This window comes from Mesorhizobium sp. CA13, from assembly GCF_020165235.1.
In the GTDB taxonomy this organism is placed as follows: Bacteria; Pseudomonadota; Alphaproteobacteria; order Rhizobiales; family Rhizobiaceae; genus Mesorhizobium.
On record NZ_JAIUHS010000001.1, the window covers coordinates 653,639 to 675,495 of the forward strand.

The following is a 21,857-nucleotide window of genomic DNA, read 5'->3' on the forward strand; positions in this document are numbered from 1 at the left end:
GAAACAGTCGGGAAATCTGTTTCCGTGCGGCGGCCGGTCGGATGGTGTTCAACTCGCAGGCATGGAAACCCGCAATCACATCACACTGTCAGGGCGGCCCCCGAGAGAGCTGCCAAAGGCCAGCTCTCTCGGGTCCTCTCGCTCGGGGGGTATCGGTTGCAGGGGCAGGACTCGAACCTGCGATCTCCTGGGTATGAACCAGGCGGGATGCCGCTTCCCTACCCTGCCGGAAAAGACTGTCACGCATCGCCGGCCTCCATCGGGGACCAGCGCAGCACGCGCTTTGCCTCGTTGCGCAGCAGCCGGGACAAGAGGTCGGCCGGATGGCGCCCGGCATAGGCCGACAACAGCTTCAGCAGAAGCATCGTCTGCGCCGGCAATTTGCGCGAAGGCTCGGCCGGCGGCTGGAGCAGCGTCAAGGAGGGTGAGCAGCGGACGGCGGTCATTCGGCCACCGCGCAGGAATAATGGCCGGCTCCGGCTTGGGGATCGGAGCCGGCCGCGACGCCACCGGGGCGAGCGGCATCGAAATCGGAGGGATCGGCCTCAAGCGAGGCTTGAAGCTGCCGCAGGAGGATCAATGCAGGCCCTTTGGTCGGCGGCCGTGTCTCCCAAGTGGAGACCGTCGAGCGATCGACGCCGCAATGATCCGCGAGCTGTTGCTGCGTCCATTCGAGCCTGCCTCGCAGGGCTTCTACGTCGATTGGTTGATCCATCATGACCGATAGTGTGAGAAAGTCACATCATTCTGTCAAGTAGAAACTCACATCAGATATGTGAAAAAGTCACGTCATGACGGATATCACCCGAATAGACGAGCAGGCGGCGCGCCTAAAAAAGGCCCGCGAGATGCGCGGCTTCGACAGCGCAAAGGCTGCCGCCAGCTATTTTGGCTTCAACTATAATACCTATGCCCAACACGAAAACGGCAGGGCCGGCATCACCCGTGCGGCGAAAGAGTATGCCCGCGCCTTCCGGGTCAGAGAGGCTTGGCTGATCACCGGCGAAGGCTTGCCCCAAGACATCGACGGCAGCGACGAACTGCGTGAGGTTTTCACGCGCCTGGCGACGGCGCCGCGGGAGGTCCAGGCTGCCGTAATTACTTACGCCAGATTTGCACTCGGCGAGCCGAGCGGCGCCGAAAAATCTCGCGAAACTGCAACCACGCCGACATCGTGATCGATTAGCACGCGCCAGCGTCCCCCGTGGATTTCCCTCATTGCAGCGGCGATCGAGCGAGTGTCCCTGTCAATGCGCTTGGCGATTATGGCCGCCCTCGACTTAGGCGAAGTCGCAATCGCCCTCAACTTTACCATCGCCTGTTCGCCCGCCGCTTCGCGCGATTCGTACTGGATCACCTGCTCTCTCTCCCAAACCGTACGGCACCGAAATTAGGAACAATTTCCTCTAGGCTGTCAAACAAAGTTTTTCATGCCGCCCGGTGTCTCATTTTGATACGTCTACAACCCTTACGTATCGATCACCAGATTATTTCAACCTGTAACGATGCCCTGTGAATAGCGGGGAAAGTAGTACCAGATTTCGGCCAAATCTGGAACGATTTCGAACGATTGACCTTTCGGCGATAAGTCGGAGCCATGTCCCGACCGCCGCGCCCAAGTTTTCATGTCCGCCTTTCGCCCGAACTGAAGTCGAGGCTGGAAGCGGTTCGGGGCCACAAGAGCCTCAACCGCGAGGTCAACGACAGGCTGGAACGATCCTTCGGAGAAGACCTGGCGACACGCTTCGGTGCGATTATCGCTGCCTACGTTGCGCATCTCGACGCTGAGGACCGGGAGAAAGTCCTTGGTCTGGCCGGCGAACTTGCGACCGTGCTTGCGAAAAAGCCGCGCAAACGGGTTTCATAAGCCTTAGCTGATTTCTCACGTCCGCGGCACGATGTGTGAGTTTATCACATTATTGCTTGACATCGTAATGTGAGTAATTCACACTTTGCCCATCGCACAGCCGATGGAGCGTTTCGTGCCCCCTTCAATTGCCAATCAGCAAGCCAGGCACCTTGGTGCCAGCCGGTCCAAAGAAGTATCGTCCTTTGGCGCAACGCCCTTCTTCAGACAGGCCCCGGAACTGGAGCTCGTACTCGGCGGCCCGCATGTCGAGGAAGTCACGAAGAGGCGTTCCCTTTTTGAATTCCGGACCGGCGTTCTCTTCGATGAACCCGTTCTTGGCCAAATAGGCGACCAGACCGGCTTCGGAGGGTTTGAGGGCGTCGCACAGACCATCGAGCGCCATCGCCTCGGCGATCGGATCGATGATCGCCTCGGCCACGTCACTTGCACGCGCCTGGCCGGCGCAAGTCGCTATGACCGCCGCCGCGAACATCAGTCTTCGCATGTCCAAGCCCCCCGCAATCTCGGCGTCATCGAAGGTGAGCGCCTGAGCCGGACGCGAGGCTATCACGAGCACTGTAGCCTCGCCAAGAATCTCGCTTCGTTCCTGGCGGTGGCGTCGATCCTGTTCTGCGCCGCCATCATGCTGAGGGCTGTCTGATGAATGTCGGCGAATTCCCCGCAGGCATGTCGGCCGAGCGGCGCGACCTCATCGAGACGCTGGAAGCGTTCGGCTACGATGCCTGGCCCGGCGTCCAGAAGGACTGGCGTGAGTTTCTGTCCGACAACCAGCTTCGGGTCGCCATCGACAACTATGCCGCCCAGGTCGTCGGAGCGATCAATGCTACCTTCCAGCGCTCCATGCCGAAACTTGAGGCCGACCGCTGGGGGTTCTCCGCCAAGCTGGTCGACGCCATGCAGGAAATGCTCGACGCCTCCGATGCCTATGACGCGGCGGACACGCCGGCAAACGAACAGCGCGTCTTTGCCGCGCTCGACCGGCAGAAGCAACTCCTCGAGGACATCGCCAAAGCCCCCCCCGGAAGCCAAGTGGAGGCCGCCCATGCTTGACCATCATCGCCCGTCCTTGCAGACCCGTCCCGATCTTCCCGAGAATGGCGGCGAGGCGCACCCGCGCTGCCTGGAAATGGCCGAGACCCTGCGCGACCTGTTCGCGGCCGGAGGCGGGGTTCGCCCCAAGGACCTGGTCGGCGCCGGCTTCACCTGGGCCGAGATCCTCGAATTCAAGGACGAGGCTTCCAGGCTCGCCACCGAAAGCAGCACAAGGCAGGTCTCGATCCGTCCCGACCTGATGGCCGACATTGTCGAGAAGGCGCGCCAAGCCATTCCCAACCGGCTGCCGCTGCCGCGCGACACCACGCAGACGCAGGCGTTGACGATAGCCTGGGGTAAATATTGCGCGGCGCGCGGCGCGCTGCTGGTCGACCCCTGGCCCGGCCAGCGCGAGCGCTGCATCCTCGTGCTGTCGGCCTATCTCGACCGCCTGCCGATCTTCCCGACGATCCGCAAGGCGGTGCTGACGGCCGTGGAAGAAACCTTGCCGCGGGTGGCCCAGTGAACCAAGCTATCCGCATCCCCAAGCGCCACGAACCGACGTCGGCAGCCATCCTGCCGGCTTTCCGCCCCGATGGGTCGGCCTTCGACCTGATGAACCCGACGGCCGCCGACATCAATTTCGCCGACATGGCCAATGCGCTGTCGAAGATCGCCCGCTTCAACGGCATCTATCGCTGCCAGGCCTATGTCGTGGCGCAGCACTCGGTGATGGGCGCCGACGCGCTGTTCCGCGAGACCGGCGACAGCGTGCTCGCCGGCTATTTCCTGATCCACGACGGCCATGAATATCCGTTCGGCGACATCACCCGCCCGGCCGTCGACATCATCCAGTACTGGGTGGCGAAGCTCGCGGCCTCGGCCAATCTCGACCGGCCCGATTTCATCGACAAGCTCGTCCATCGCGCGGTCGGGGAGGTCAAGCGGTGTCTCGACCTCGCCATTTACGAGGCGGCGCAACTGCCCGACATCCAGCGCATGCCGCTTTACGTGCGGCAGGTCCGTGAAATGGACGAACGCATGCTGGTCGCCGAGGCGCTGGCGCTGTTCGGGCCGAAGGCCGACAGGCGGTGCCTGCCCAAGCTCGACCTGCCGCCGCCGCGCCTGACCGGTGCGATCGAACCGTGGGGGGCGATGAAGGCCGAGATCGCCTTCCTCGATCGCCTGGAGCGCTATCTCGGCATCGTCGCGAGGCCGTCGTGAGCGAGGCGATCATCCGGCAGTATCACGACACGGCCGAGCGCCTGCGCAGCGGCGAACCGCTGCGGGTCCTGATCGGCGAGCGGCTCTACAGCTCCAGCGAGATCATCCTCGCGGCAGCCTTCAGCGCCAGCCTGCGCAACGATCTGATCGCCGACATAGAGGCGCAGATCGCCAGCCTCACTCCGCAAGATCAGGCGGCCACCATCGCCTCGCCTGTTCCATCCGACGAAAGGACCACCTGAATGGCAATCTCTCTGCGCGGCTCCGTGTTGGCCACCGCCCTGCTTGCTTCAGCCATCTCGACCAGCGCCCAGTCGTTCGCCGCCATCCTGCCGGCGCGCCCGGCTGTTACAGCGAGCCGTGCCAAGAAGAGGCGCAAGCTCGTACCGAAGCTTACACCTGCGATCTGGCGAGGTCGCGAGGCGGCCAAGAAGTACATGTCGCGCCGCAGCTTCCCAGCCGGCCGCACGTCCACGCTGAAGAAAACGGCCAAACGGCTGCGGCTCCAGGCAGGAGGCCTCTAGATGGCCGGCAGCGTCAACAAGGTCATCCTGATCGGCAATCTCGGCGCCGACCCGGAAATCCGCCGCCTCAATAGCGGCGACATGGTGGTCAACTTCCGCATCGCAACGTCCGAAAGCTGGCGCGACAAGAACAGCGGCGAGCGCAAGGAAAAGACCGAGTGGCATACGATCGTCGTGTTCAATGAGAGCCTCGCCAAACTGGCCGAGCAGTATCTGAAGAAGGGCATGAAGGTCTATGTCGAGGGCCAGCTCTCGACCCGCAAATGGGAAGATCAATCCGGCCAGGCCCGCTACAGCACCGAAGTGGTGCTGCAAAAATACCGTGGCGAAATCCAGATGCTCGACAAGGCCGAGCACCCGGCCCGCGACCCCGGCGACTACGGCACCCAGCGCAGCGGCTCATCCCGCCCAGAGCGCGGCCCCGCCGACCACCAGCAATCCAGTTCGCGCGACCTGGATGACGAAATCCCGTTTTGATGGAGTGGACTGGACGATGCAGAAGCGCAGGATAGACGGCAAGATGATGGCGGTGTCGGATGCCAAGGCGAAGGCGATCGATAGAGATCGCGCTCGACGGCTTGTCGCCAGTGATCGTACTGCCAGGAATGCGGCAAAGACCGTCAACGAGAACGTAACGGCTTCCGAGCAGAAGAAACTCCTGGTCCTCCAATCCGAGGTCTCGCGGCTCAACAACCGCCTGGCGCAGTACGATCGCGAACTGACTGCCGCGCTCAACAGGGTCGAGCGAGCTCATGAGACCATTAAGGTCATGAGCGTCCTGCTCACAGACTTCGACGAACGTGAAGCCACACGCCGCCAGCTCGACGACGCCATCCCCTTCTAGCCCGCGACTGCGGGCCGGCGATCGTTCGCCGCCCCGTCCGGAGGCCAGCGCCCGGGCGCTTCCGGATCGGACAAGCTCAAGGCGGGCGCGGAACGGCCGCGAGGACATGAAAAAGATCAGAGACGCACAAACCATCATCGGCATGCTGGAGGGCGGCGAACTCGCTGCCGCGCTGTCCGGCGACATCACCGAGACGCTGACCAAGCTCAAGGACCTGTCCGACACCATGGGCCGCAAGGCCAAGGTCAAGGGCAAGGTCACGCTGACGCTCGACTTCGAGGTCGAGGCCGGCTCGGTCAACGTACAGGCCGGCATCGACACCAAGGTGCCGAAGGCGCCGCGCGGATCTTCTTTCTACTGGATCACCGACGACGACCTTTCCATGACTGACAAGAAAACCGACGCTTTAGGCGACGCCCTGCGCGCCGACCTCGACATCATGGCCGCGCTTGGCACCAAGGCGGATGGCGTCGAGATCGCCCCGCTGGTCAACACCGGAAAGCTACCGGGCCTGCCGGAAGCCGTTCCTGTATTGCTCAAGCGCGGCAGCTTGCCCGGTATCGAAGGCATTGCCCAACTCTTCGAACCGTACCGCCAGCACCCGGCCCGCAAGTCCGGTCGGGCAGAGGCGCAGACCTTCGAATCTTACTGCAACCTGACGCTCCGGCACCAGACCGAGCACAGCGCCATCTTCGCCAACATGGACTGGCGCAAGCCGACCTTGACGACGATCGTCGATTACCACCAGCTGGGGCCCGGCCACCCCGACTTCGGCAAGCACCGGGTGCACTACGCCTTCCCGTTGTCGGACGAATGGCAGAAGTGGGTGGGCGGCGATGGCCAGAAGATGGACCAGGGCGACTTCGCCTGGTTCCTCGAGGATCGGATCGCCGAGCTTTCGTCGCCGACCGACGAGGAGAGGATCCAGTACGAGCGCGACTTCGCCACCACCATCGCCACGCCGGCGCAGCTGGTCGAGCTTTCGCGCGGGCTTCAAGTCAATGTGGAAAGCAAGGTCAAGGCCTCGACCACTTTGCAGAGCGGCGAAGGTCAGATCGCCTGGGAAGAAAGCCACAGCGGCGCGGATGGCAAGCCGCTGAAGGTGCCGGGCATCTTCATGCTCAACATCGCACCCTTCTTCATGGGCGAGAAAGTGCGCATCCCGGTGCGGTTGCGCTACCGGCCGGCGGGCGGCAAGGTCATCTGGTTCTATCAGATCTACCGGCCCGACCAGTTCATCACCCAGCATGTCCGCGACGTGCTGGCCGAAGCCCGCGACAAGACCAACCTGCCGACCTTCGAAGGCACGCCGGAGATGTCGGCGTGAAGGCGGACACCATCATCCTGGCGCGGGAGGCATTGCTTCCCGCGCTCGCGCTCGTCATCAAGGCCGTCGAACGGCGCAGCACCATTCCCGTGCTGCAGAACATCCTGCTGGCCGTGGACGCCTCGGCCGGCACCCTGACCCTGACCGGCACCGATCTCGATTGCGAGCTGCGCACCAGCCTCGCCTGTCAGGCCGGCCGGGATGACAGCTTCACCCTGCCGGCGACATTGCTCCACGACGCCGTGCGCAAGATGGCCGACGGCGCCGAGATCGCGATAGCGGCGGAAAAGGATTTCGCCACGGTCAGCGCCGGGCGCGCCCGCTTCAAGATACAGGTCCTGCCGGCGGCCGACTTCCCGGCCATGAGCGAGGCCGGCTATGCCAACACATTCGAGCTCGATGCCGGCGCGCTGCGCGCCATGCTCGCCACGGTGTCGTTCGCCATTTCCAGCGAGGAGACGCGCTATTATCTCAACGGCATCCACTGGCATGTCGACGAGCATCTGCACGCCGTCGCGACGGACGGCCACCGCCTGGCGAAGTTCACGGCGCAGGCACCGCAAGGCGCGGCCGGCATGCCGGCTATCATCATCCCGCGCCACACGGTCGACCTGATCGGCAAGATCCTCGAGGACAAGAGACCGGTCAAAGTCGAGGTCTCGGACACGCGCATTCGGCTGACGAGCGGTAGCGTGTCGCTGGTCTCGAAGCTGATCGACGGCACCTTCCCCGATTACCGGCGCGTCATCCCGACCGGAAACGCCAACCATTTCACCGTCGACAAGGATGCGCTGGTCCGTGCGGTCGATCGCGTCATGACCGTTTCGAGCGGCAAGGGCAGCGCCGTCAAGTTCAGCTTCGCCGGCGAGACGCTGACGCTCACCACGACCAATCCCGAGGCCGGCAGCGCCAATGACGAGATCGCGATCGATGTCGCCGAAGGCGAAGCGGTCGAGATCGGCTTCAACGGCCGCTACTGCCTCGACCTGTTCGGCGCCGCGGAAGGAAAGCGGCTGACCTTCAGCCTGGACACTGCCGGCTCGCCGACCCTGATCCGCCCCGAGGACGGCGACCCCGCCCTCAAGCCGCTTTTCGTCCTGATGCCAATGAGGGTGTGACCATGGCTGATCATTCCTCGATCGAGTGGACCGACGCCACCTGGAACCCGATCACCGGTTGTTCCGTCGTCTCGCCCGGCTGCACCAACTGCTACGCCATGAAGCTTGCCGGCACGCGGCTGAAGCACATCGACAGCCGCAAAGGCCTGACCCGCGACACCAAGGCCGGCCCGGTCTGGACCGGCGAGGTGCGGCTCAACCGCCAGTGGCTTTACCAGCCGCTCGACTGGAAGAAGCCGCGGCGCATCTTCGTCTGCGCCCACGGCGATCTCTTCGCCGAGAACGTGCCGGACGAATGGATCCTCGACGTCTTCACCGTCATGGCCGCCGCCGACCATCACACCTATCAGGTGCTGACCAAGCGCTCCGACAGGATGCGCGAGTTCCTGTCGCGACGCGATCTCCTCGATGACATCTATGCCAACTGGTACACTTTCACCGGCAAGCCGGCGGAGGTCTATTCCTGGCCGCTTCACAACGTGTGGTGCGGCGTCTCGGCCGAGGATCAGAAGCGCGCCGACGAACGCGTGCCAGACCTGATCGGCACGCCCGCGAAGATTCGCTTCGTCTCGGCCGAGCCGCTGCTCGGGTCGCTTGATATTGCATGGGCGCTATCGCCGAATCGTCTCGACATCGGGGCCGGTTTCCTAACGCGCGGCAGCTTCTCTCCCGGCTTGGAAACCCTGCGTCCGCTCGACTGGGTCATCGCCGGCGGCGAAAGCGGTCCCGACGCCCGCCCGATGCATCCCTCATGGCCGCGCTTGATCCGCGACCAGTGCGCCGCCACCGGCGTGCCGTTCTTCTTCAAGCAGTGGGGCGCTTGGATGCCGGATTTCGAAAAGTGCGAGAACTTTCCGGATGACGATGCAGAGCAGAGCCGCTTCCCAACATGTGTCTGGGATGTCGACAAGCAGCGCTTTGAAAAGACGAATGGAAGTTGGGACGATCCGGAAAACTGGATCACGGCGACTGATTATTGGCAGCCCGAACAGCCAATGACCCGGATCGGCAAGAAGCGCGCCGGCCGCCTGCTGGACGGTGTCGAGCACAACGGCATGCCCCAATATCGGGAGTTGCCAGTGTCATGAGATCCCTGACCAAGACGCAGCGCATCGCCGACGCGAACTACCTGATTCTCACGATCTCGATCTACGGGAGGCGGTTCTTTTACAGCCCGTGCTTCAACCGTGTTGCTCGCTTTGAGACAACGATCGATGGCAAGTTGTGGTTTCGGGACGAGTACACGGACAAGCGGATCTATGTGGCCTATCGGGGCCGCTGGCGGCACTTCAGCAACGGAGGCACTCTTCAGCGCATTGTGGAGGACCTCGCTCGCTACATCAGGACCGGAGAACGTGTTCCGGCCGGGCATTTCGGGCCATGGCCACAGTATATCTGCGACGGCGACCTTTGGGGTTACGGCGAGGAGACGATGACGACGTTGCGTCGCGCCCTGCTCCCGCGAGATTGCGTTGCGTGGCCCGTTGAAAAAGCGGAGGCAGCATGAAAGCGCTGACCATCTGGCAGCCATGGGCTACGTTAATCATGGCAGGCGTCAAGCCCTATGAGTTCCGCGGCTGGCCGGCGCCGCGCGCGCTGCGTGGCACACGAATAGCCATCCACGCCGGCGCCCGGCCGGTCAGGAAGGCCGAGCTGAAGGATCTGATCATCCGGCTGCGCTCGCCCGAGGCCTGGTCGACGGGGCTGAAGCCGGAGGCGCTGGCCATGCTAGAGCGCTGGCATTCCAACCCCGCCGCCCTGCCGCTGGCCTCCATCCTCGGCACAGCCTCGCTCGGCGAACCGAAGCGCGCCTTCGACATCGTGGCCGAGTTCGGCGTCAGCCAGCTGAACGACAGTGACCGCAACGAGCATGCCAACTGGGCATGGCCGCTGACCTACATCGAGCCGTTGCAGCCGATCCAGCCCGCCAAGGGTTCGCAAGGCTTCTGGAACTGGAGGCCGACTTGATGTCGCTGTGTGAACGCATCGTCGCGGCAGCGGTACGGCAATACGGCCTGACCGTCTCGCTGCCAGCGCCCGCGCGCCACGGCGATATCCTCAAACCACTGCACATCGCGAGCGGCGTCTTGGTTCAGCCCAACGATCAAGGCTTTCTGACCAGCACGGGTCGCTTCGTCGGACGGATTGAAGCCGTTGATGTAGCCAGGGCGGCTGGCCAGATCATCAAGCCCCAATGGCCGCCGAACCTCTATTCGGAGGATCTGTGGTGATCGCGGCCCTGCCCTACCTCTATCGCTGGGACCGCGATGGCCGCAAAGGTCAGCGCTGCGCCGTCACCGCGCGCAGCAAGCCTGCGCTGGCCTCCTTCGCCCTGCTCGGCTTCGGCAGCCCGGCTGCCGCCCGCTTCAACTCCATCCGGGTCGAATTCGCCGACGGCCTGGCGATGGTCACCAGCGGCAATGCCATCCAGAAGGTGCGGCCGTGAATGTGCCCGAACAATACACAGCTACCACGCCGCTGCGACTGGACATCGCCGCCAGGATCGCCTTTCCTGACGGCACCATGGGCGCGCCGGGCCTGCGCAAGGAGCGCGACGCCGGCCGCCTGGTGACCGAAATGATCGCCGGCAAGGAGTATGTGACCCTCGCCGACATCGAACTGATGAGGGAAAAATGTCGCGGACTTCGAAAGGCGCGCGTCTCGTCTGGCGCGACGAAAGCCGCAAGGCCGACGGATCCTTGCGCAACCGGGCAGGATGGTTCATCCGCGACGGACAGAAATTCACCAGCGGTTGCGGCGGCACTGGCGACCGCGAACGCGCTGAAAAAGCGCTTGCCGCCTACATCACCGCAAAATACCAGCCGACGCGAGAGCGCGGCCGTGATCCAGATTCCGTCCCGATAGCCGATGCGGTCAACGTCTACCTGACGGATGTCGCGCCGGCGCATGCCGACCCGGGTGAAACTGCCGACCGCCTTGTGACAGTCCTGAAATGGTTTGGCGAACGGACGTTCGGTGACGTCAACGGCAAGCTATGCCGCGACTACGCCAAGGCTCATGGGAATGGCGCCGCTGCCCGTCGCCAGCTGGAAGATCTGCGTTCGGCTGTCAATCACTATCATCGCGAAGGGTATGTCACGTCGGCGCCCGCGATCGTGCTGCCGGACAAGTCCAATCCTCGCCAACGCTGGCTGACGCGTGACGAAGCTGCGGCATTGCTGCACGCCGCATGGCGTATGCGCCAGACATGGAAGGGCAAGCCCAGCGACCGGCAGGTAGCGCGTCATGTCGCTCGCTTTATCCTGGTCGCGCTCTACACCGGAACGCGCTCGGGCGCGATCTGCGGCGCAGCGGTCAGGCCGATGGAAGGTGCGGGCCACATCGACCTCGATCGCGGCATCTTTTATCGCCGCGCGCGCGGCCAGCGTGAGACCAAAAAGCGGCAGCCTCCGGTCAGATTGCCGGACAGACTGCTTGCGCATATCAGGCGATGGACAGTCACTCCCCTAGATATCAAGACCAAGGGACGCGGCAAGAGCGCCAACATCGGCCGCATGATCGCGCAAGATTACGTCGTCGAGTGGAACGGCAAGCCCGTCCAGTCGATCAAGAAGGCCTTCCGGTCGGTGGTCGAAGCGGCCGGCCTCGGCTGGTATGAAGACGTGCCCGCCGACGATGGCAGCACTCGGCGTGCATTCAAGACCGACATTACCCCGCACGTCTTCCGCCACACCGCGGCGACATGGCTGATGCAGCGGGGCGCCGACCCGTGGGCGGCCGCAGGATTCCTTGGCATGACCGTCGAGATGTTGATCCAGACCTATGGTCATCATCATCCCGATTTCCAGGCAGACGCCGCCGAGGCGATCACGTCCAAGGCGCGGTCGCGCCGGCTGCCGCACAACGTGGTGCCGATCGCCGCGAAACCAAGGGGGAACAAAGCCGCCGCTCCCCACAGTTTCCCCACAGAAACCCCGGAAACAAACGTGAACAAGCGCCACAGCGGCGCCTGAAAAAGCGCGGAAATTCACGCCTTTGCTGGCCATCCCGCCCGTTCGGGACGAGGGGGTCGCAGGTTCAAATCCTGCCACTCCGACCAGAAAAAACAAGCACTTCGCGTGTTTGTCGCTCCCGCAACAGCGGCTCAGCGTTTGATGGGACCGCCCGCTCCAACTGCTTGCTTTACGCAATTGCGGACGGAAAACCGCTGCGCACTTTTTCTGGAATTGCTTTAGCTGACGCGGTCTATGAGTTCGATAGCCGCTTTCGTGACGTCGGCGGCGTCAAGCCGTTGAACGCAATAAACGCCCCCTGCATTGCCCACTTTGCAGAGGCCCGGCGCTATGCACTTGCATGGCATCGGAGGCTGCAGCGTACGGTTAGGAACGCCAAGAGGCCCCCAGATGTCAGGTTGGGTCAGACCGAACAGGCCAACGACGGGCGTTTTCATGGCCGCGGCCAGGTGCATGGGTCCGCTCTCGTTGCCAAGGAAGATCAGGGCCTCGCCCAGCAGGGGCAAAAGGGTGGTCAGGGGTGCCTGGCCAACGAGATTCACGATCGGCGATGTTGCCGCATCCAACACCTTGCCTGCGATACCTGCCTCGTCGGGGCCGCCAACGATGACCGCCCGCAGACCCTTTCGCCGGTAAATCTCTCCCAGGACTGAAGCGAAACGGTCAGGCTGCCAGCAACGCCCTGGGAAACTGGCGCCGGCATGGACGGCGACAAACGACTTCCTTTCCAATTCGTGTCGGGCAAGCAGCTGCTTTGCCTGACGCGAACCGGATTCGGTGGGCTTCAGGGACGGGATAGGATCGGTCACAGGAATGCCAAGGGCAAACAGCGGCGACAGGTACCGATGCAGATAGTGCTCGCCGCCATGGCCGTATGTGGCGGCAAAGATGTTGGCGCTTTGGCGCTCCCAGAATTTCAGGGGCTGCTCCGATGGAACATAGCCCACGCGAAAGGGCGCCTTGACGAAGCGCATGACGAGCCGTGACGTCTTGGAGTCGGACAGATCGATGATAAGATCATAATCCGACTTCCTCAGATCGTGCAGGAGCCTGGACATTCCGGACATGCGCTCGAAAGGGGAGCCGCGCATTTTGCCGCGATCGAGCGAAACCACGCTGTCGGCGATGCCTTGCTCCAGAACGAATTTCGCCAGCGCCGCCTGGCATAGCATGGTGATCGTCGCGTTCGGAAACTCTGCCCGCAGATGCCTGACCAGAACCGAAGTTAGAACAACATCCCCGATAAACTTCGTCTGATTTATGAGTATTGATTGTACGTTGCCAGCCTTCGGCAGCGCCTTTGCCGGCTCTTTTGAATTCTTGATCCAACTTTTCATGGAATGACTATTCCATTTCAGCCAAAAAGAATCCAAAATTTTCGACAAACGATCGATCTAGGCAATAGCCGCGCAATGACAAGCTCGTTCTGTCCGCTGATATAGGATATCGCCTCAGCCATCAACCAGCCAGGAATATTTGTCAACGCAGGTGGGGCTCGCAGGTCTCTTTCAAGGGTTCCGCCGAGGCCGAACTCGGGACCGTCGTGAATGTGAATGATCCCGGTTCGTTTCGGCGTACGTATGGATGCGAGCATATCGGAGGGTGGCCATGGTCGCTTACGCTGGAGTAAGGTCGTGGACATGAAATTGCAGTCGACCCCCAGCAGGCCCTTCATCCCCGTGATCCTTCTCGCCCTTGTCGGAGGCTGCGCGTCGACCAGCGGATCGATCGACCCGGCGAATTACGACAAGATGACATGCGCCGAACTGAACAGCGCCATAGGCGAAACCGCCAAAGGCATCTCGCAGACAGCCATCACGCGCGGCAAGGTCGCCAGCACCAGTGTTCCCAGATGGCTGCTGGGCGGCTCAAGCGTCAAGGCCGCCGTCGCCAATCGCGAAACGACCAGGATCGATCGGCTAAAGCAGCAGCAAGCGGCCATGGCCGCCGCCAGGGCGCGCAAATGCCCAGGGCTGGCGAATTGAGCTGAGGTGCCGCTGCCCGACTCGCCTCACGCACTCAAACGAAACCGCGTGACATCGATCGCGGCGCTCATCAGAGTCTGCGTGTAGGCGGCCTGCGGATTGCTGAAAATGTCTTCCGTCGGCCCTTCCTCGACGATCTTGCCCTGCTTCATGACGATGATGTAGTCGGCCATGGCGCGCACCACGGCGAGATCGTGGCTGATGAAGAGGTAAGACAGCTCATGGTCGGCCTGCAGCTTGCGCAGCAACTCCACGATCTGCTTCTGCACCGAGCGGTCGAGGGCCGAGGTCGGCTCGTCCAGCACCACCAGCTTGGGTTTGAGGATCATGGCGCGGGCGATTGCGATGCGCTGGCGCTGGCCGCCTGAGAATTCATGCGGATAGCGATTGCGCGAGTTGGGATCGAGGCCGACTTCGCGCAGCGCCTCGACGGCGCGCTGGTCGCGCTGCTTGCCCGAGAGGTTCGGTTCATGCACCAGCAGCCCTTCTGTGATGACCTGGCCGATGGTCATGCGCGGCGACAGCGAACCGAACGGATCCTGGAAGACCAGCTGCAACTGACGCCGCAGCGGCCGCATCGTCTGGCGGTCGGCGGTCGAGATATCGCGGTCGCCGAAGCGGATCACGCCATCGCTCGGCAACAGCCTCAGCAAAGCGCGGCCAAGCGTCGATTTTCCAGAACCTGATTCGCCGACGATGCCGATCGTCTGATTGCGCCTCAGCCTGATCGAGATGTGGTCGACGGCGCGCAGCATCAGCGGCTCGCCGGCCAGAAAGCCGCCGCCGATGCGGAAGGTGACCTCGACGTTTCTGCCTTCGAGCAGGACCGGCGCATTGGCCGGCGGCGGCGCCTTCGTTCCGGTCGGCTCGGCCGCCAGCAGCATCTTGGTGTAGGCATGCTGAGGACTGGCGAAAATCGCTTGCGCGTCCCCCTCCTCCACCACTTCGCCGGAGCGCATGACATAGACCCGGTCGGCAAAGCGCCGCACGATGCCGAGATCGTGTGTGATGAAGACGATCGCCATGCCCAGCTTGCGCTGCAGCTCGGCCAGAAGCATGAGGATCTGCGCCTGGATGGTGACGTCGAGCGCTGTCGTCGGTTCGTCAGCGATCAGGATGTCGGGATCGTTTGCCAAAGCCATGGCGATCATGACGCGCTGGCGCTGGCCACCCGACATTTCATGCGGATAGGATTTCATGCGCCGTTCGGGATCGGGAATATGCACGAGCCTGAGCAGGTTGAGCGCCTCCTCGCGCGCTTGCGCCGCATTCAAGCCGCGATGCCGGCGGATCGGTTCGATCAGCTGGTTGCCGATCGAATAGAGCGGATCGAGCGAGGTCATCGGCTCCTGGAAGATCATACTGATCTTGCGGCCGCGGACTTTGTTCAGCTCGGATTTGCTCAGCGTCAGAAGATTGCGGCCGCGATAATCGACACTGCCGGTGGCTTCTCCATTGGAGGCCAGCAGGCTCATCGCCGCCATCATCGTCTGGCTTTTGCCGGAGCCGGATTCGCCTACCACAGCGACGGTTTCGCCCGCCTTGACATGGATGTTGATGCCTTTCACCGCCTCGACCGCGCCGTCGAGGGTGCGGAAGCGCACGCGAAGATCCTTTACGCTGAGAATGGTCTCTGCTGCGTCCATCTTAGCGGTCCTTGGGGTCGAGCGCATCGCGCAGGCCGTCGCCGACGAAGTTCAGGGCGAACAAGGTGGAGACCAGGAAGAAGGCAGGGAACAGAAGCAGCCAGTTGGCGGTGCCGATGTTCTTGGCGCCGACCGAGATCAGCACGCCCCAGCTGGTCATCGGCTCCTGGATGCCGAGCCCGAGGAACGATAGAAAACTCTCCAGGATAATGACCTGTGGCACCAGCAGCGTCATGTAGATCACCACCGGCCCGAGCAGGTTGGGAATGACGTGGCGCAAAAGGATGCCGCGCTGGCCGACCCCCATGGCCTCGGCCGCCTGGACATATTCCTGGCGGCGGATGGACAGCGCCTGGCCGCGCACGATGCGAGCCATGTCGAGCCACAGCACGGCGCCGACCGCCAGGAACATCAGCACGAAGTTGCGACCGAAGAAAACCACCAGCATGATGACGAAGAAGATGAAGGGCAGCGAATAAAGCACGTCGACGATGCGCATCATCACCTCGTCTACCCTGCCTCCGGCAAAGCCGGCAGTGGCGCCGTAGAGCACGCCGATGGCCACGGCCACGACGCCGGCGAGCAGACCGATGGCCAGCGAGACGCGCCCGGCCATCAGCGTCCGCGACAACAGATCGCGCCCGGTGTTGTCGGTGCCGAAAAGAAAATATTGCTGTTTGACCGAGGCGCTCATCGTCGCTTCCAGGCCATCGGGCGATTTGCTTTCGATCCTGGTGTCATCGAAGGCATCGGACCGGTCGAGATAGCGGATGTTGCGGTCGTCGATTGCCTTGCTGGAGGTGACAGTGACGAAGACGCGATTGCCCTCCTGGCGCCACTCCTTGATGTCGACGCGCATGCGCCTGATCGCCTCATCAAGCGCGGTCTCGATCATGTCCGCCTTGGGATAGGCCGACAGGCTCGGCGGCGTACGCACATAATCACCATAGATGGTGGTGTATTGGTGCGGTACGAACCAGGGTCCGAACACGCTGATCACAGCGATCAGGATCAGATAGTAGAGGCTGAACATGGCGGCGCGGTTGGCCTTGAGGCGCGCCCAGGCATCGCCCCACAGCGAACGGCCGACGACCGGTGCGGCGATCGCGATATCAGTCATAGCGCACCCTCGGATCGACCACGGCGTACATGACGTCGACGATCAGGTTGAAGACGATGGTGAAGATAGCGATGACCACCACCGTCCCCATCACCAGCGTGTAGTCGCGGTTGAGCGCGGCATCGACGAAGTAGCGGCCGACGCCCGGAATGGAGAAGATCGTCTCGACGATGATCGAGCCGGTGAGCAGTGCGGCGGCAGCCGGACCGGTGAAGGAGACGATCGGCAGGACGGCGCCGCGCAGCGCATGCTTGACCACCACCGACCAGTCGGACAGGCCAAGCGCGCGCGCCGTGCGGATGTGATGCGAGCGCAGCGATTCGATCATCGAGCCGCGCATCAGGCGGGCGACGATGGCGATCTGCGGCAGGGCAAGCGTCAGCACGGGACCGATCTTGTTGATGAGCGCGCCATCGCCCCAGCCGCCGATCGGCAACAGCTTCCAGGTCAATCCGAACACAAGCTGGATCACCGGCGCGATGACGAAGGTCGGGATGGTGCTGCCGGCGGTCGCCAGCGCAATCACCGTGTAGTCGCCAAGTTTGTTCTGGTTGAGCGCCGCAATGGTACCGAGCACGCTGCCGAGCAGCAGCGCCAGGATCAGCGCGGAGGCGCCGAGCTGAATGGAAATAGGCAGGCCCTTGGCGAAAAGCTCGGTGACGGTGAAGTCTGGCATATTGTAGCTCGGGCCGAAATTGCCGCGCAGGAGATTGCCGAGATAGTGGACATATTGCAGCCAGAGCGGGTCGGCGAGCCCGAACTGGGCTTCAAGATTGGCCCTGATCTCTGGGCTCAGGCCGCGCTCCTGGTTGAACGGGCCGCCCGGTGCGACGCGCATCAGGAAGAACGCCAACGTCACGATGACGAATAGCGTCGGAATGGCGGTCAGAAGCCGCCTGAAAATGTAGCGTAGCATCGGCGGTGCCCTGCTTCGGCCAGGGTGACGGGCATCCAACCGGACGCCCGCAGCGCTCTGGCACCTCTCATCTTCGCATCGTGGCCTACGAAAATCGATTTCGACTTTCGGGCCCCCTGCGACGACAGATCGAACCGCCGTCCCGAACGGGCGGCGGGTCGATCAAGGTTTTCAATCCTTGGAGATGAAGCGGGACGGATGCACGTCCATGACGTTGTCGACGAAGCCGTGCAGCTTCGGGGAAACGATATCGTGGTAGCTATAGTAGAGAAGCGGAATCTGGCCGACGTCATCGACGAGGATACGTTCGGCGGCGGCGAGTTCCTTCATGCGCTCTTCCGGCTTGCCGCCGGCGGCGGCCGCCTTGTCCATGGCCGCCTCGTATTGCGGGCTGTCATAGACCGAATAGTTGTTGCCGCTGGCCTTGCGCGAGATGCCCAGGAAGGTTTCCGGATCCTTGTAGTCGGCAATCCAGGCGGCGCGCGCCACGTCATAGTCGCCCCTCTGCTCGAGGAAGGAGTAGTGGGTCTTGGTGTCGGTGTTGAGCAGCGTGACGTCGACGCCGAGCGGCTTCAGCTGTTCCTGGATGGCGACCGCCGTATTCTTGTGGTTCTCCGACGTGTTGTAGCGGATCTCCATCTTCAGCGGATGCTCCGGCGTGTAGCCGAGCTTCTCGAGGATTTTCTTGGCTGCGTCCTCACGGTCGATCTGCGACATGTCGGCATATTTGGCCATTGCCGGCGTGTAGCCCTCGATGCCCGGAGGGACCATCGAATAGCCCGGCAGCATTGAGTTCTGCCAGACCTTCTCGGCGATGAAATCACGGTCGATGGCCATCGAGATGGCATTGCGCAGCTCGACATTGTCCCAAGGCTTCTTGTCGGTCTTGATCGCGTAGTAGTAGGTGCCGAGATACGGCCCCACCTTGATCTGGTCACCGAACTTGGCCTTGAGGTCGGCGAGCTGCTCGGTCGGGAGATCGTCGTAGCTGTCGAGTTCGCCGGCCTCGAAGCGCTTCATCGCCGACGAGCGATCCTCTGTCGGGATGTAGTTGACGACGTCGATCTTGACGCTTCCGGCATCCCAGAATTTCGGATTCTTGACCAGTTTCATATGATCGTTGGGAACCCACTCGGCCAGCGTATAGGGGCCGTTGGAAACGAGATTGCCCGGCTTGATCCAGTCGGCGCCGAGCTTGTCCATGGACGCCTTGTTGACCGGATAGGTCGCCTGATGGGTCAGCATTTCGAGGAAATAGGGCGTCGGCGCCTTCAGCGTCACTTCAAGGGTTGTCGCGTCGATCGCCTTGACGCCCATGTCCTCGGGCTTGCCCTTCTTGGTGTTGACTTCCTCGGCGTTCTTGACGGGATAGAGCATCGAGGCATATTCGGCGGCCGTGGCCGGGTCTTCGAGGCGACGGAAAGCGAAGACGAAGTCTTCGGCCGTCACTGGGCTGCCGTCAGACCACTGGCCGTCCTTCCTGAGCTTGAAGGTGTAGACCGTGCCGTCATCCGACACCGTCCAGCTCTCGGCGGCGCCGGGGATGACGTTGGCCTTCTCGTCCTGCATCACCAGCCCTTGGAACAGGTCGCGCAAGACGTTGGCTTCATAGACGGTCGAGGTCTTATGCGGATCAACCGACTCGGATTCGGCAGCAGTGCCCCTGTTGTAGACGACCTCGGCAAAGGCCGGCGTGTAAAATGTTCCGGCGGCCAGCGCCATGGTTGTGGCGAATGCCGTCGCCTTCAGCATGTTTTTCAGCATGAAGTTTCTCCCTGTCGGCGCTGCCAACGGCGCGCCTTTGCGTGTTGACGCCCCGGGACCGATGTCTGGCCCCTTTGAGCGCGCCGCCGGTTCCCTCCGTCGGCTGGTGGCAGGAGACTAGACAGGCGGCAAGCTCTTTTCAACCGAGTACTGATTGACCCTAAGTCAATAGCCAGGAATCAAAGAAGCCGCGGCTAAATTAGCGCAGCTTTTCAATCATACACACTTCCAGGTTGCGCCTAGAGTTTTCGCTTTCTGCATGCGAACTTTGGCATGCTCGGCGGCATGGTTCAGAACCTCATTCGCCGGATCCCGGGGCGCCGATTCCAGACAGACACTTCGGGAACTTCGGCGGTTGAGTTCGCTCTGCTGTCACCGATATTCATCCTTCTCCTGCTCGGAATGGTTGCATACGGTATCTATTTCGGCGCGGCCAATTCAATACAGCAGATCGCGGCGGACGCCGCCCGGACGGCCATCTCGGGGCTGAACCAGACCGAGCGGCAGACGCTGGTGGCCTCGTTTCTCGCCAATAATGCCGGTGGATATCCCTTCGTCGACGCCAGCAAGCTGACCTACCAGGCCAATGACAGCACGGCCGACGGCAATCAGTTCGTGGTGTCGATCCAGTACGATGCCCGCAACCTGCCGATCTGGAGTCTGTTTCCGGGCATAGCCATGCCGGATACCACGATTAAGCGCCAGTCCACGATCAGGGTGGGAGGTATCTAATGGCTCTGGATGCGCGCAAGGGTGCCGGCTGGCTCGCGCGGTCGATGATGCGAGACAGGAAGGCGAACTTCGCCGTCATGACCGCATTGAGCGCCCCCGTTGCCTTGGCGCTGGCGGCGGTCGCCATCGACGAGGCCTCCATCTACACCGAGCGCCGGGAAGCACAGGCAATGGTCGACCTGGCAGCGATCACCGCGGCTTCGAACATCGACAACGTCCAGACCGCGGTCGTGACCACGCTCACCGACAACGGCATGCCAGGTGTCGTCGTTCAAGGCCCGGGTCAGACCATCCCCGCGGCGGTCGGCAAAACCGTCGTGACGGTCACGCCCGGCCGGTATGCCGGGGCTTCCTCGGTCAATGTGGGTCAACGCTTCCAGGCAGGCGCAGCGCCTTACAACGCGGTCCATTTGACCCTGCGCAAGATCCCCAACCGCTATTTCGCAAGCTCGCTGATCCCCACGCCCGTCATTGGCACCGAGGCCACCGCCAGCATGACGCCACAGGCCACTTTCTCGGTCGGATCGAGGTTGCTCAGCGTCAATACCAGCAACAGCCCCATCCTTAACGCGCTTCTCGGCGGGCTCCTCGGCGGCAACATCTCGCTCAGCGTCATGGATTACAACGGATTGATCTCGGCCGATGTCAGCGTGCTTTCCTTCGTCGATGCCCTGGCGGTGCAGTTGAACCTGACCGGTGTGACCTATTCGGACGTTCTGGCCTCGAAGGCTACAGTCGGCCAGGTCGCCATCGCCATGGCCAATGTTCCCGGGCTTGGCAACACGGCCAAGGCCGCCCTGCAAACCATCGCGACCAAATCGACCAGCACGATCAAGATTCCGCTCAGCCATCTCATTGACCTCGGTTCCGTCGGCAGCCTCGGCCTCGGGCAAAGGCCGGCCGGCCTTGGCGTTGACGCCAGCGCGATGGGAATGCTGATGGCCGCCGCCGGACTGGCAAACGGTTCGAAGCAGATCGACCTCGGTCTCAGCACCGGCATACCGGGGGTGCTGTCGAGCACGCTCGCCATCGCCGTCGGCGAACCGCCGCAATCCACGCCATGGCTGACGGTCGGCGAAGTCGGTACCATTGTGCGGACGGCCCAGACCCGCATCAAGCTGGTGGTGAAGATCGGAGCCGGCAACAGCAATGTCGGAGGCGGCATCACCCTGGTGTCGGTCAGCCTGCCTCTGCATGTCGAAGTCGCCTATGCCGAGGCCAAGCTCGCCGACATAAGTTGTCCGACCGGCCCTGGCAGTATCAAGGTCACCATCGCTACGCGCCCCGGTATCGTCGAAGGGCATCTCGGTGACAGCAGCAGCGCCGGCTTTGCCGATTTCACCAGCAAGGAGACGTTTTCCAACACCGAGATCGCGGCCGTGAAACTTCTGATCATCCCCGTGCTGTCCGTGGTGGGCTCAGCGGCGTTTGACATGGCCAACAACACGCCGACGACTTTGACCTTCAACAAGGCTGATATCGATGCCAAGACGATAAGGACCGCTTACACGCAGAATTTCACCCAGTCATTGACTACGTCGCTGGTCAGCGATTTGTCGCTGACCGCGAATTTACTGGGTCTGCCGCTGAATCTGAACAGCCTTCTGGGATTTGTGAAGCCGCCGGTGGTGGCGCTTCTGAACGGCGTGTCGGCCCCGGTCGACAGTTTGCTTACCAATCTGCTCGGAGCTCTTGGCGTGCGTCTCGGCGAGGCCGACGTCCGGGTCACCGGCGCAACGTGCGGACGTGCCGTGCTTGTCCAGTAAGGTGGCCGGCTCGCG

The 21,857-nt window shown here is 62.6% G+C and carries 28 protein-coding genes and 1 tRNA gene; 20 read left to right on the forward strand and 9 right to left on the reverse strand.

Annotation, left to right across the window (positions count from 1 at the left end):
• Nucleotides 1-156: 156 nt before the first annotated feature.
• From LB566_RS03380 to LB566_RS03390, 3 genes are all read right to left on the reverse strand, one after another.
• Nucleotides 157-228: transfer RNA gene (locus tag LB566_RS03380), tRNA-Met, on the reverse strand.
• An 11-nt stretch (nucleotides 229-239) separates the two neighbouring features.
• On the reverse strand, nucleotides 240-446 hold the full coding sequence (locus LB566_RS03385; protein WP_224623128.1) for a hypothetical protein: 207 nt from the start codon (nucleotides 444-446) through the stop codon (nucleotides 240-242).
• Nucleotides 443-718, reverse strand: coding sequence for a helix-turn-helix domain-containing protein (locus tag LB566_RS03390; protein WP_224623130.1), 276 nt, complete (start codon nucleotides 716-718; stop codon nucleotides 443-445). The genes LB566_RS03385 and LB566_RS03390 overlap by 4 nt, the downstream gene beginning before the upstream one ends.
• Nucleotides 719-791: 73 nt before the next feature.
• Here LB566_RS03390 and LB566_RS03395 point away from each other — a divergent pair, with 73 nt between their 5' ends.
• Both LB566_RS03395 and LB566_RS03400 read left to right on the forward strand, forming a co-directional pair.
• Entirely contained in the window at nucleotides 792-1,178 is a 387-nt protein-coding gene (locus LB566_RS03395; protein ID WP_224623131.1) for a helix-turn-helix domain-containing protein, read from the forward strand.
• A gap of 419 nt (nucleotides 1,179-1,597) precedes the next feature.
• Nucleotides 1,598-1,867, forward strand: coding sequence for a hypothetical protein (locus LB566_RS03400; RefSeq protein WP_224623132.1), 270 nt, complete (start codon nucleotides 1,598-1,600; stop codon nucleotides 1,865-1,867).
• A 124-nt stretch (nucleotides 1,868-1,991) separates the two neighbouring features.
• On the opposite strand, the gene LB566_RS03405 is transcribed toward LB566_RS03400, so the two are convergent.
• Nucleotides 1,992-2,426 carry a hypothetical protein gene (locus LB566_RS03405; RefSeq protein ID WP_224623134.1) on the reverse strand — a complete coding sequence of 145 codons (435 nt, stop codon included), beginning with the start codon at nucleotides 2,424-2,426 and terminating at the stop codon, nucleotides 1,992-1,994.
• An 83-nt stretch (nucleotides 2,427-2,509) separates the two neighbouring features.
• On the opposite strand from LB566_RS03405, the gene LB566_RS03410 reads away from it, so the two are divergent.
• From LB566_RS03410 to LB566_RS03480, 15 genes are all read left to right on the forward strand, one after another.
• The gene (locus LB566_RS03410) at nucleotides 2,510-2,920 is read left to right on the forward strand and encodes a hypothetical protein (protein ID WP_224623135.1); all 411 of its coding nucleotides are present in this window, start codon (nucleotides 2,510-2,512) and stop codon (nucleotides 2,918-2,920) included.
• Nucleotides 2,913-3,428, forward strand: coding sequence for a hypothetical protein (locus LB566_RS03415; RefSeq protein ID WP_224623137.1), 516 nt, complete (start codon nucleotides 2,913-2,915; stop codon nucleotides 3,426-3,428). The genes LB566_RS03410 and LB566_RS03415 overlap by 8 nt, the downstream gene beginning before the upstream one ends.
• Nucleotides 3,425-4,126: a hypothetical protein gene (locus tag LB566_RS03420; protein ID WP_224623139.1), complete on the forward strand. Its 702-nt coding sequence runs from the start codon at nucleotides 3,425-3,427 to the stop codon at nucleotides 4,124-4,126. Before LB566_RS03415 ends, LB566_RS03420 begins: the two co-directional genes overlap by 4 nt.
• Entirely contained in the window at nucleotides 4,123-4,368 is a 246-nt protein-coding gene (locus LB566_RS03425; RefSeq protein WP_224623141.1) for a hypothetical protein, read from the forward strand. The genes LB566_RS03420 and LB566_RS03425 overlap by 4 nt, the downstream gene beginning before the upstream one ends.
• Entirely contained in the window at nucleotides 4,369-4,650 is a 282-nt protein-coding gene (locus LB566_RS03430) for a hypothetical protein (RefSeq protein ID WP_224623143.1), read from the forward strand.
• Entirely contained in the window at nucleotides 4,651-5,127 is a 477-nt protein-coding gene (gene ssb, locus LB566_RS03435; RefSeq protein WP_224623144.1) for a single-stranded DNA-binding protein, read from the forward strand.
• A 16-nt stretch (nucleotides 5,128-5,143) separates the two neighbouring features.
• Complete coding sequence (locus LB566_RS03440; protein ID WP_224623146.1) at nucleotides 5,144-5,494, forward strand: hypothetical protein; 351 nt, start codon at nucleotides 5,144-5,146, stop codon at nucleotides 5,492-5,494.
• Nucleotides 5,495-5,600: 106 nt separating this feature from the next.
• On the forward strand, nucleotides 5,601-6,821 hold the full coding sequence (locus LB566_RS03445) for a DUF2303 family protein (RefSeq protein ID WP_224623148.1): 1,221 nt from the start codon (nucleotides 5,601-5,603) through the stop codon (nucleotides 6,819-6,821).
• A complete protein-coding gene (gene dnaN, locus LB566_RS03450) occupies nucleotides 6,818-7,939 on the forward strand; it encodes a DNA polymerase III subunit beta (protein ID WP_224623149.1) in 1,122 nt (373 codons plus the stop codon). Before LB566_RS03445 ends, dnaN begins: the two co-directional genes overlap by 4 nt.
• A 2-nt stretch (nucleotides 7,940-7,941) precedes the next feature.
• A complete protein-coding gene (locus LB566_RS03455) occupies nucleotides 7,942-9,027 on the forward strand; it encodes a DUF5131 family protein (protein ID WP_224623151.1) in 1,086 nt (361 codons plus the stop codon).
• Entirely contained in the window at nucleotides 9,024-9,446 is a 423-nt protein-coding gene (locus LB566_RS03460) for a hypothetical protein (protein ID WP_224623153.1), read from the forward strand. The genes LB566_RS03455 and LB566_RS03460 overlap by 4 nt, the downstream gene beginning before the upstream one ends.
• A complete protein-coding gene (locus LB566_RS03465) occupies nucleotides 9,443-9,907 on the forward strand; it encodes an ASCH domain-containing protein (protein ID WP_224623155.1) in 465 nt (154 codons plus the stop codon). The genes LB566_RS03460 and LB566_RS03465 overlap by 4 nt, the downstream gene beginning before the upstream one ends.
• Nucleotides 9,907-10,170, forward strand: a complete 264-nt coding sequence (locus tag LB566_RS03470) for a hypothetical protein (protein ID WP_224623157.1) — start codon at nucleotides 9,907-9,909, stop codon at nucleotides 10,168-10,170. The genes LB566_RS03465 and LB566_RS03470 overlap by 1 nt, the downstream gene beginning before the upstream one ends.
• A complete protein-coding gene (locus LB566_RS03475; RefSeq protein WP_224623159.1) occupies nucleotides 10,167-10,385 on the forward strand; it encodes a hypothetical protein in 219 nt (72 codons plus the stop codon). The genes LB566_RS03470 and LB566_RS03475 overlap by 4 nt, the downstream gene beginning before the upstream one ends.
• Before the next feature lie 187 nt (nucleotides 10,386-10,572).
• Complete coding sequence (locus tag LB566_RS03480) at nucleotides 10,573-11,913, forward strand: tyrosine-type recombinase/integrase (protein WP_224623161.1); 1,341 nt, start codon at nucleotides 10,573-10,575, stop codon at nucleotides 11,911-11,913.
• A 218-nt stretch (nucleotides 11,914-12,131) separates the two neighbouring features.
• Here LB566_RS03480 and LB566_RS03485 read toward each other — a convergent pair whose 3' ends face one another.
• Nucleotides 12,132-13,250, reverse strand: coding sequence for a glycosyltransferase family 9 protein (locus LB566_RS03485; RefSeq protein WP_224623162.1), 1,119 nt, complete (start codon nucleotides 13,248-13,250; stop codon nucleotides 12,132-12,134).
• Nucleotides 13,251-13,553: 303 nt separating this feature from the next.
• Between LB566_RS03485 and LB566_RS03490 the strand changes: the two genes are divergently transcribed.
• On the forward strand, nucleotides 13,554-13,898 hold the full coding sequence (locus LB566_RS03490) for a hypothetical protein (protein ID WP_224623624.1): 345 nt from the start codon (nucleotides 13,554-13,556) through the stop codon (nucleotides 13,896-13,898).
• A gap of 26 nt (nucleotides 13,899-13,924) precedes the next feature.
• Here LB566_RS03490 and LB566_RS03495 read toward each other — a convergent pair whose 3' ends face one another.
• The 4 genes from LB566_RS03495 to LB566_RS03510 all read right to left on the reverse strand — a co-directional run bounded on the left by LB566_RS03495 (nucleotide 13,925) and on the right by LB566_RS03510 (nucleotide 19,344).
• Complete coding sequence (locus LB566_RS03495) at nucleotides 13,925-15,544, reverse strand: ABC transporter ATP-binding protein (protein ID WP_140550954.1); 1,620 nt, start codon at nucleotides 15,542-15,544, stop codon at nucleotides 13,925-13,927.
• Nucleotide 15,545: 1 nt separating this feature from the next.
• Nucleotides 15,546-16,664, reverse strand: a complete 1,119-nt coding sequence (locus LB566_RS03500; protein WP_224623164.1) for an ABC transporter permease — start codon at nucleotides 16,662-16,664, stop codon at nucleotides 15,546-15,548.
• Nucleotides 16,657-17,580 (reverse strand): ABC transporter permease subunit, encoded by a 924-nt coding sequence (locus LB566_RS03505; protein ID WP_224623166.1) that lies wholly within the window; start codon nucleotides 17,578-17,580, stop codon nucleotides 16,657-16,659. The genes LB566_RS03500 and LB566_RS03505 overlap by 8 nt, the downstream gene beginning before the upstream one ends.
• A 171-nt stretch (nucleotides 17,581-17,751) precedes the next feature.
• Entirely contained in the window at nucleotides 17,752-19,344 is a 1,593-nt protein-coding gene (locus tag LB566_RS03510) for a peptide ABC transporter substrate-binding protein (RefSeq protein ID WP_140494803.1), read from the reverse strand.
• 285 nt (nucleotides 19,345-19,629) lie between these two features.
• Between LB566_RS03510 and LB566_RS03515 the strand changes: the two genes are divergently transcribed.
• Together LB566_RS03515 and LB566_RS03520 are read left to right on the forward strand one after the other, a co-directional pair.
• Entirely contained in the window at nucleotides 19,630-20,076 is a 447-nt protein-coding gene (locus LB566_RS03515) for a TadE/TadG family type IV pilus assembly protein (protein WP_224623625.1), read from the forward strand.
• The gene (locus LB566_RS03520) at nucleotides 20,076-21,842 is read left to right on the forward strand and encodes a TadG family pilus assembly protein (RefSeq protein WP_224623168.1); all 1,767 of its coding nucleotides are present in this window, start codon (nucleotides 20,076-20,078) and stop codon (nucleotides 21,840-21,842) included. Before LB566_RS03515 ends, LB566_RS03520 begins: the two co-directional genes overlap by 1 nt.
• Nucleotides 21,843-21,857: the final 15 nt, after the last annotated feature.